6 protein-coding genes are annotated in these 7169 nt (G+C 40.1%); 4 read left to right on the top strand and 2 right to left on the bottom strand.

Annotated features, from left to right (window positions below):
• Positions 1–519 precede the first annotated feature (519 nt).
• On the top strand, positions 520–1782 hold the full coding sequence (locus RCJ95_RS10720) for a polysaccharide deacetylase family protein (RefSeq protein ID WP_446722251.1): 1263 nt from the start codon (positions 520–522) through the stop codon (positions 1780–1782).
• Between the two features lie 48 nt (positions 1783–1830).
• Here the strand turns inward: RCJ95_RS10720 and gltS are convergent, their stop codons facing one another.
• Both gltS and hutG read right to left on the bottom strand, forming a co-directional pair.
• Positions 1831–3015 carry a sodium/glutamate symporter gene (gltS, locus tag RCJ95_RS10715; protein ID WP_221680378.1) on the bottom strand — a complete coding sequence of 395 codons (1185 nt, stop codon included), beginning with the start codon at positions 3013–3015 and terminating at the stop codon, positions 1831–1833.
• The gene (gene hutG / locus RCJ95_RS10710; protein ID WP_369579017.1) at positions 3012–3977 is read right to left on the bottom strand and encodes a formimidoylglutamase; all 966 of its coding nucleotides are present in this window, start codon (positions 3975–3977) and stop codon (positions 3012–3014) included. Before hutG ends, gltS begins: the two co-directional genes overlap by 4 nt.
• Before the next feature lie 140 nt (positions 3978–4117).
• Between hutG and RCJ95_RS10705 the strand changes: the two genes are divergently transcribed.
• The 3 genes from RCJ95_RS10705 (at position 4118) to RCJ95_RS10695 (ending at position 7165) form a co-directional block, all read left to right on the top strand.
• On the top strand, positions 4118–5011 hold the full coding sequence (locus RCJ95_RS10705) for a LysR family transcriptional regulator (RefSeq protein WP_274769303.1): 894 nt from the start codon (positions 4118–4120) through the stop codon (positions 5009–5011).
• Between the two features lie 145 nt (positions 5012–5156).
• Entirely contained in the window at positions 5157–6392 is a 1236-nt protein-coding gene (locus RCJ95_RS10700) for an acyl-CoA dehydrogenase family protein (RefSeq protein WP_257522371.1), read from the top strand.
• On the top strand, positions 6389–7165 hold the full coding sequence (locus tag RCJ95_RS10695) for an SDR family oxidoreductase (RefSeq protein ID WP_221680381.1): 777 nt from the start codon (positions 6389–6391) through the stop codon (positions 7163–7165). The genes RCJ95_RS10700 and RCJ95_RS10695 overlap by 4 nt, the downstream gene beginning before the upstream one ends.
• Positions 7166–7169 lie beyond the last annotated feature (4 nt).

Below are 7169 nucleotides of genomic sequence, written 5' to 3'. Positions count from 1 at the left end.
CACAATATAATCTTTGGTTTCTTGCGATAATCTTTTTCTTGTTTGCTTTTCCATTTTCGACACGTCCTTTTTGTTCCTTCATCATAAGTCTCTCTTAAGTTCGTGTCCATTTTTTATACTAACAGCCAAGCCGCTCCAAGAGGTGAGAGCCCCCGCTCCAAAAGAGGGTGAAGCCGCTCCAAATGAGAAGGAACCCGCTCCCAGTAAGGAGAAAGCCGCTCACCTAATTCCGTAGTCAGCTTAGGCACGAGAATCAATTCTCCAAAAAGGAGCTAACATAAAATCTACAAAATAAGCCACCATCATTTAATTAGCATAATAAATGCATAGTTTCTCAGTAAAAAGGGAAGGAGGGATGTAGAAGTATTTACTAAAATACGAATTTTAGCAGCATCGTAAAAGGGAATCTAGTTGATTATTACTATTTTATGGCAGGGTTGTTTACTCTATAATAAAAGTTAAATCCTAGCAATTTTTTAGCAAACAAACATGGAAGACATCTAAGGGCGGTGTAGAACAATGAAAAAATTTTTACCCTTTGCCATCGTTTTGACGTTTATGATGTGCATCTTGGCAGGGCAACTTTCAGTAAATGCTGAAGGGTCAGTGGTGATTCACAAGGTAGTCAAAGATACGGTTATTTTTGAAGAAGCTTCTACGAATAGTGCGGAGATCGGGGAACTTTCGAAAGGTAGCTTTGTTTCAGTAACAAAAGTAAGTAAAGGTTGGACACATATTCAAACGCCAGAGCAGGAGGGCTATGTCACATCTGATGCTTTAGTCAAGTTGAAGTCTGAGGGATACCTAGTGATTCAAAAGGGTGGTACAACATTATTTACAGCCCCAAGTCAATATGCCCAGCATGTAGGACAGCTCTATGAAGGACGAATAATTTATGTATATGGCACAGCACCTGGTGGTTGGTCTTTCGTTCAATATGGCGAGGAGATAGGATATGTAGCAACAAACGCATTAAAAAAACCAGCTCCAACGAAGAAAAAAATTAATGCTGTTGCTGGTGCTGAAATGCGTTTAACAGCTAGTCCAAACGGAGAAGTTCTGGGTACACTTCCCAATAAAACAACTGTCCAGTATTACATAACACTTGCTGGTTGGGCTTATGTAGAAGCAGGCGACCTAAAAGGGTATGTCAAAGCTTCTGAGCTAGCCGATATTCAGTTAATAGATAATAAAGTTTATAATAAAGGTGTGCCAGTAGCGAAAGGCGCAAAAAAACGGGTAGCCTTAACATTTGATGATGGGCCAGATGCTAAGGTCACACCACAAATTTTGGCAACGTTAAAGAAATACGATGCCAAGGCTACATTCTTTATGGTAGGTAAAAATGTGTCAAGAAATGCTACAATCGTTAAACAAGTCTATGAAGCAGGACATGAAATCGGCAACCATACCTTGAGCCATAAAAAATTAACGACCTTATCAATAACAGGCGTTAAACAAGAAGTCAATGGCACAAGTAACGCTATTTATACAGCCATCGGGCAGTATCCAACTGTTTTCCGTCCACCCTATGGAGCGACCAATGACCAAGTACGTTCTGTCATGGCAATCCCCTCGATTTTGTGGTCGATTGATACACTGGATTGGAAACATCACAATCCAGATAAAATTTTAGCGTATGTCAAAGCCTCTGTAAAAGATGGGAGTATTATTCTAATGCACGATATCCATCAAACGACAGCCAATGGTTTAGAAAATGTTATTCTTTATTTACAAAAACAAGGCTATGAATTTGTTACAGTAAGTGAGATATTACAATAATAGAAAAGCTTTGCAATCGTCTACTCAGAACGAATGCAAAGCTCTTTTTTATTTAAATAAATTGATAGTTGTAATAATAATAGGAATCCCAAATACGTCAATTAAAAATGCGCCAACAATCGGTACGACAAGAAAGGCTTTTTTAGAAGGCCCGAAGCGTTGCACAACGGCTGACATATTGGCCATGGCATTTGGTGTTGCGCCTAGACCATGTCCTGCAAAACCTGCTACCATAACAGCAGCATCGTAGTTTTTGCCAAGTAATTTAAATAACACAAAAATACTAAATACAACAATAAAGAATACTTGCGCAAAAACAATGATGAATAATGGTAGTGCCAAATCAGCAATTTCCCATAATTTAATACTCATGAGTGCCATGGAAAGGAATACACCTAATGTGACATCTCCAATTAATGAGATGCTTTTCATATTAATGGCTTCAGGTTTGAATTTATCCATAATATTGCGCACTAATACAGCCACAAACATTGCTCCTACATAGCCAGGTAGAACGAAACCTGTTGCTTCTGAGAATAGTGTGCCGACATACGTACCAACAGCCATACAGAAAGTAATTAATAAGACTTGTGTAAAGAACGAATCCGATGTAATTTGCTCATTTTTATTTTCATATTCGACTTCTTCCGATTCTTGTTCATCTGGTGTTAAATTATATTTACCTACTAAATATTTGACAATTGGTCCACCAATTAAGCCACCAGCAACTAGACCACATGTTGCGGCAGCAGCACCAATTGTCATAGCTGAAGAAATCCCTAAATCTTCTAAGGTTTGGCCAAATGCAGCTGCAGCGCCATGACCACCCTCCATAGAAACGGTACCCGCCATCATACCGATTAAAGGATGGATCCCCATAAGTGAGGCCAGAGATACTCCAATGACATTTTGCATTAACGCTAGGAAGCCACATGCTAGCCAGTAAATAATCAGTAATTTACCACCGAGCTTTACAAGTTTAAAGCTTGCACCTAAGCCAATTGTCGTAAAGAAAGTAATCATAAATAAGCTTTGTAAAGAAGTATCAAGTGATATTTCTAAAATACCCGTTGTTTTTAAGATGGTAGCAAGAGCAGCGAACAATAACCCACCAACCACTGGTGCTGGGATACAGAAACGCTTTAAAAAGCCTATTTTATTGATAAGAAAGCTTCCAAATGCAAAGAGTGCAACAGCTAGGAATACCGTTGTAATTTGATTAATTTCGATCATGAACCTTGCCCCCTAAGTAAGTTGTTCAGTGCCTCATACACAAAATAGGCACCTAATTTCACTGTACGTCCGTTTTCATCTAATAACGGATTGACCTCACAAATATCAAATGAATAGGTGTGAGGGTGTGAAGTGACTTGTTGCAAAATTGAGCGTACAGTCGATGGGTCAAGCCCAAAAGGTGATGGAGCACTTACACCTGGAGCAAATGCTGCGTTCAATACATCCATACATAATGTTAAAAGAATATAATCATGCTTATCCATAAAATGGTGTAATGCATCCGTTAATTGTTGTTGATAGGCTACCGTCATTTGATCCTCATAAACATACTTCACGTTTAATTCATCAGCTTTTTCGAAAAGTTCTCTTGTATTGCCGTAGCGTTGAATACCCACAACAAAATAGTCAGCATGTGGATCCTGCTCTAAAATTTGACGGAACATCGTACCTGACGAAGGCTGTTCATCATATGGTCGTAAATCAAAGTGAGCATCTATATTGATGATGCCGATTTTAGCTTCCTTTGGTAGAGCAGAACGAACGCCTAAATAATGCCCATACAGTGTTTCATGCCCGCCACCTAGCACTACACATGATAAGTTTTTTTGTAGGATTGTTGCTACGACTTCACCAAGCTCACGTTGGGCCACCTCTAAAGCATGGTTTAGACAAACGATATTGCCAACATCAATAATTTGCTGATCGTCCTCAAATGTCCACGGTAAACTGGCTAAGCCTTCTCGTAGGGCGTTTGGACCATTTGCTGCCCCTATACGGCCTTGATTTCGACGTACCCCTTCATCGCAGATAAAACCAACGAGAGCTGCACTTTTCTTATCTGAAGCGCTTACATCATTAATCGCGACTCTTTTTACTTGTTGATGTAAACGAAAGCTGCTTGTATTTGTCGTTGAATCTATTCGGCCTTTCCATTGTTTTTGATCTGTCATTGTGTACATAAACTTATCAACCCCATTGTGAATATTATTGTAGTAAAAGTATTGTTGTAATTCATTATATATTCACATAATTATAATTACTAATATATAATTAATATTAATCTATAGCTTTTAGCTATAAATTTAGGAGGTATCTATAGGTGGACATTAAACAATTACACTATTTTATCGCTGTTTCAGAACAGATGAATTTCTCAAAAGCCGCAGAAAGACTGCATATTTCGCAGCCTTCGTTAAGTAATGCGATCAAAAAATTAGAACAAGAGATTGGCTCCCCTTTATTAGAGAGAAATACTAGAAATCTGCAATTAACAGAAGCTGGAGAATTACTTTTTGAACGAGCAAAAGTTATTGTAAAAAATATGGAAGTGCTAAAAATCGAAATGGATGAAGTGATTGTTCATGGCACAAGGGACATTACCATTGGTGTCATGGAATCTATTAAGCATTGGCTGCCAAAGGTAATCGCCAACTATAAAAAAGACTATCCTCACATGAAAATTCACTTAGTCGATATTTTAGGTAGTAAGCGGGTGAAAAAATCCTTGAAAAGCTATAAAACTCATTTAATCATCACCAATCAGCTAATGGATGATCCAGAGTTGGAAGTTCAAACTTTATATGAAGAACGGTTGGTCGCAGTATTACCTTTACAACATCCGTTAGCCCAAAAGGATACTTTAACCATTTCAGATATTTGTGAAGAACCATTTATTATTAGTACCGAGGGCTTTCAAACAAGACGAGATATCTTAACGTCATTTGAACAGGCTGGTAAAAACATCAATATTCAATTTGAAATTGAGCGTTTTGAAACCGCTGTATCGCTTGTACGAGAACATTTAGGAGTGACCATATTACCTGAAAATTACTTGCAAGGACCGACTGCCAAAACGATTGTAAAAAAAGAAATAGAGGGTCTGAATTTAAGTCGCAATGTCTATCTAGTGTACTTAAAAAACCGTCATTTACCATTAGCCATCCGACAATTACTGAAGGATATCGTACAGTTTTTTGAAAATAAAATGATGTAAGTCCATAGTAATGAATTTTCTCCTTTATTAGAAAATTCAAAAATAGAACATTGCTTTACTAGAAAAATAGCGGTAACATTTATTGTAAGAATGAAAATGAACATTCATTCATTTTGCGAAGTTCAAGCAAAGGGGGTATCTTCTAATGAATTTTTCCTATAGTGAAAAAGTTGAGAAGTTACAGGACAAGCTGAAGAATTTTATGGCGCAATACATTTATCCAAATGAAGCCGTTTATGCTGCACAGGTTGAGGCAATGGAGGATCGTTGGGGAGCGATTCCACCGATTATGGAGGAGCTGAAGCAGAAGGCACAACAGGCAGGTTTGTGGAATTTATTTTTACCAGATAGTGAATATGGGGCAGGTTTAACCAACTTAGAATATGCACCTTTATGTGAAATCATGGGCCGCTCACTTCTGGCCCCCGAAGTGTTTAACTGTAATGCACCTGACACAGGCAATATGGAAGTACTTGTACGCTATGGATCGGCACAGCAAAAAAAACAGTGGCTTGAACCATTATTACGAGGCGAAATACGGTCCTGCTTTGCGATGACGGAGCCAGCCGTTGCATCCAGTGATGCTACAAATATTGAGGCAAGCATTGAACGCGATGGAGATGAATACATTTTAAATGGCCATAAATGGTGGACAACTGGTGCTGGGGATCCTCGCTGTAGGGTGGCTATTTTTATGGGCAAGCATAAAGATACAACGGCCCCTATCCACGAGCAGCAGTCTATGATTCTCGTACCGATGGATACACCAGGGGTAAAAGTGGAGCGTATGCTAACGGCTTTTGGCTACGATCATGCACCAGAGGGACATGGTGAGGTTACATTTACCAATGTGCGTGTACCTGTGGACAATATTTTATGGGGTGAAGGAAAAGGCTTTGCCATTGCGCAGGGCAGACTAGGGCCAGGGAGAATTCATCACTGTATGCGTCTTATTGGTGCCGCAGAGCGTGCATTAGAGGAAATGTGTGTGCGTGTACAAGCACGGCAGGCATTTCATCGACCACTAGCAGATCAAGGGGTAATGCGGGAGCGCATTGCGGAATCTCGGATGGATATTGAGCAAGCAAGACTTTTAACATTGAAGGCTGCTTATATGATGGACACGGTAGGCAACAAAGAGGCAAAGGCTGAAATTGCCATGATAAAGGTAGTTGCTCCAAATATGGCACTCAGAGTCATTGATCGAGCTATCCAAGCATTTGGTGCTGCTGGGGTAGGGCCAGATACAACGCTTGCTGCACAATGGGCTAATTCTCGTACATTACGTTTAGCGGATGGACCGGATGAGGTGCATCGTAATACCATTGCTAAACTAGAATTGAAAAAGCATGCCAACAAACAAGAGGAGCTGGTGAAATGACGGTCCTAGAGTTATTTAGCTTAAAAGGTAAAACAGCGATTGTGACTGGTGGCGGACGTGGGCTCGGCGCACAAATTGCACAAGGATTTGCAGAGGCAGGAGCCAATGTGGTCTTATGCTCACGAAAGGTGGAGGCGTGTGAGGAGGTTGCCGCAGGACTCGAAAAGCTTGGTGTTCAAACATTAGCCCTAGCCTGTGATGTCACAAAGCCTGAGGATATTGCCAATGTGGTAGCCCAAACGATTACAACATTTGGTAGAATTGATATTTTAGTCAATAACAGTGGCGCATCATGGGGAACACCTGCCATTGATATGCCCTACGAAGCCTGGCAAAAAGTATTTGATGTCAATGTCAACGGAACATTTTTATTTAGCCAAGCCGTTGGCAAAATTATGCTAGAGCAGAAAAGCGGCAAAATCATTAATATTGCTTCTATTGCTGGGCTAGGTGGTACGCTACCAGCCTTTATGGATACGATTGCCTATAACGCGAGTAAAGGGGCTGTCATTACTTTAACGAAGGATTTAGCTGTCAAATGGGGGCCACAGGGAGTCAATGTCAACGCCATTGCGCCAGGTTTTTTCCCTACAAAAATGTCCAATGTCTTAATCGAACGTGGACAAGACTATTTGATGGGTGTTACACCGTTGAAACGATTAGGCTCCGAAAATGATTTAAAGGGTGTGGCTTTATTTTTAGCAGCACCAGCTTCGGACTATGTAACAGGGGATGTCATTGTAGTAGATGGGGGCATGAGCTCCATTATTTAAGGAG

This window comes from Lysinibacillus sp. BSL11, assembly GCF_052928325.1.
The sequence above is the reverse complement of the archived record's forward strand: the minus strand, read 5'-3'. Positions and strand labels throughout refer to the sequence as shown.

Excerpts from the sequence above, each read along its gene's own strand:
- RCJ95_RS10720 (WP_446722251.1), top strand. The coding sequence starts at position 520 with ATGAAAAAATTTTTACCCTTTGCCATCGTTTTGACGTTTATGATGTGC.
- hutG (WP_369579017.1), bottom strand. The coding sequence starts at position 3,977 with ATGTACACAATGACAGATCAAAAACAATGGAAAGGCCGAATAGATTCA.
- gltS (WP_221680378.1), bottom strand. The coding sequence starts at position 3,015 with ATGATCGAAATTAATCAAATTACAACGGTATTCCTAGCTGTTGCACTC.
- RCJ95_RS10700 (WP_257522371.1), top strand. The coding sequence starts at position 5,157 with ATGAATTTTTCCTATAGTGAAAAAGTTGAGAAGTTACAGGACAAGCTG.
- RCJ95_RS10695 (WP_221680381.1), top strand. The coding sequence starts at position 6,389 with ATGACGGTCCTAGAGTTATTTAGCTTAAAAGGTAAAACAGCGATTGTG.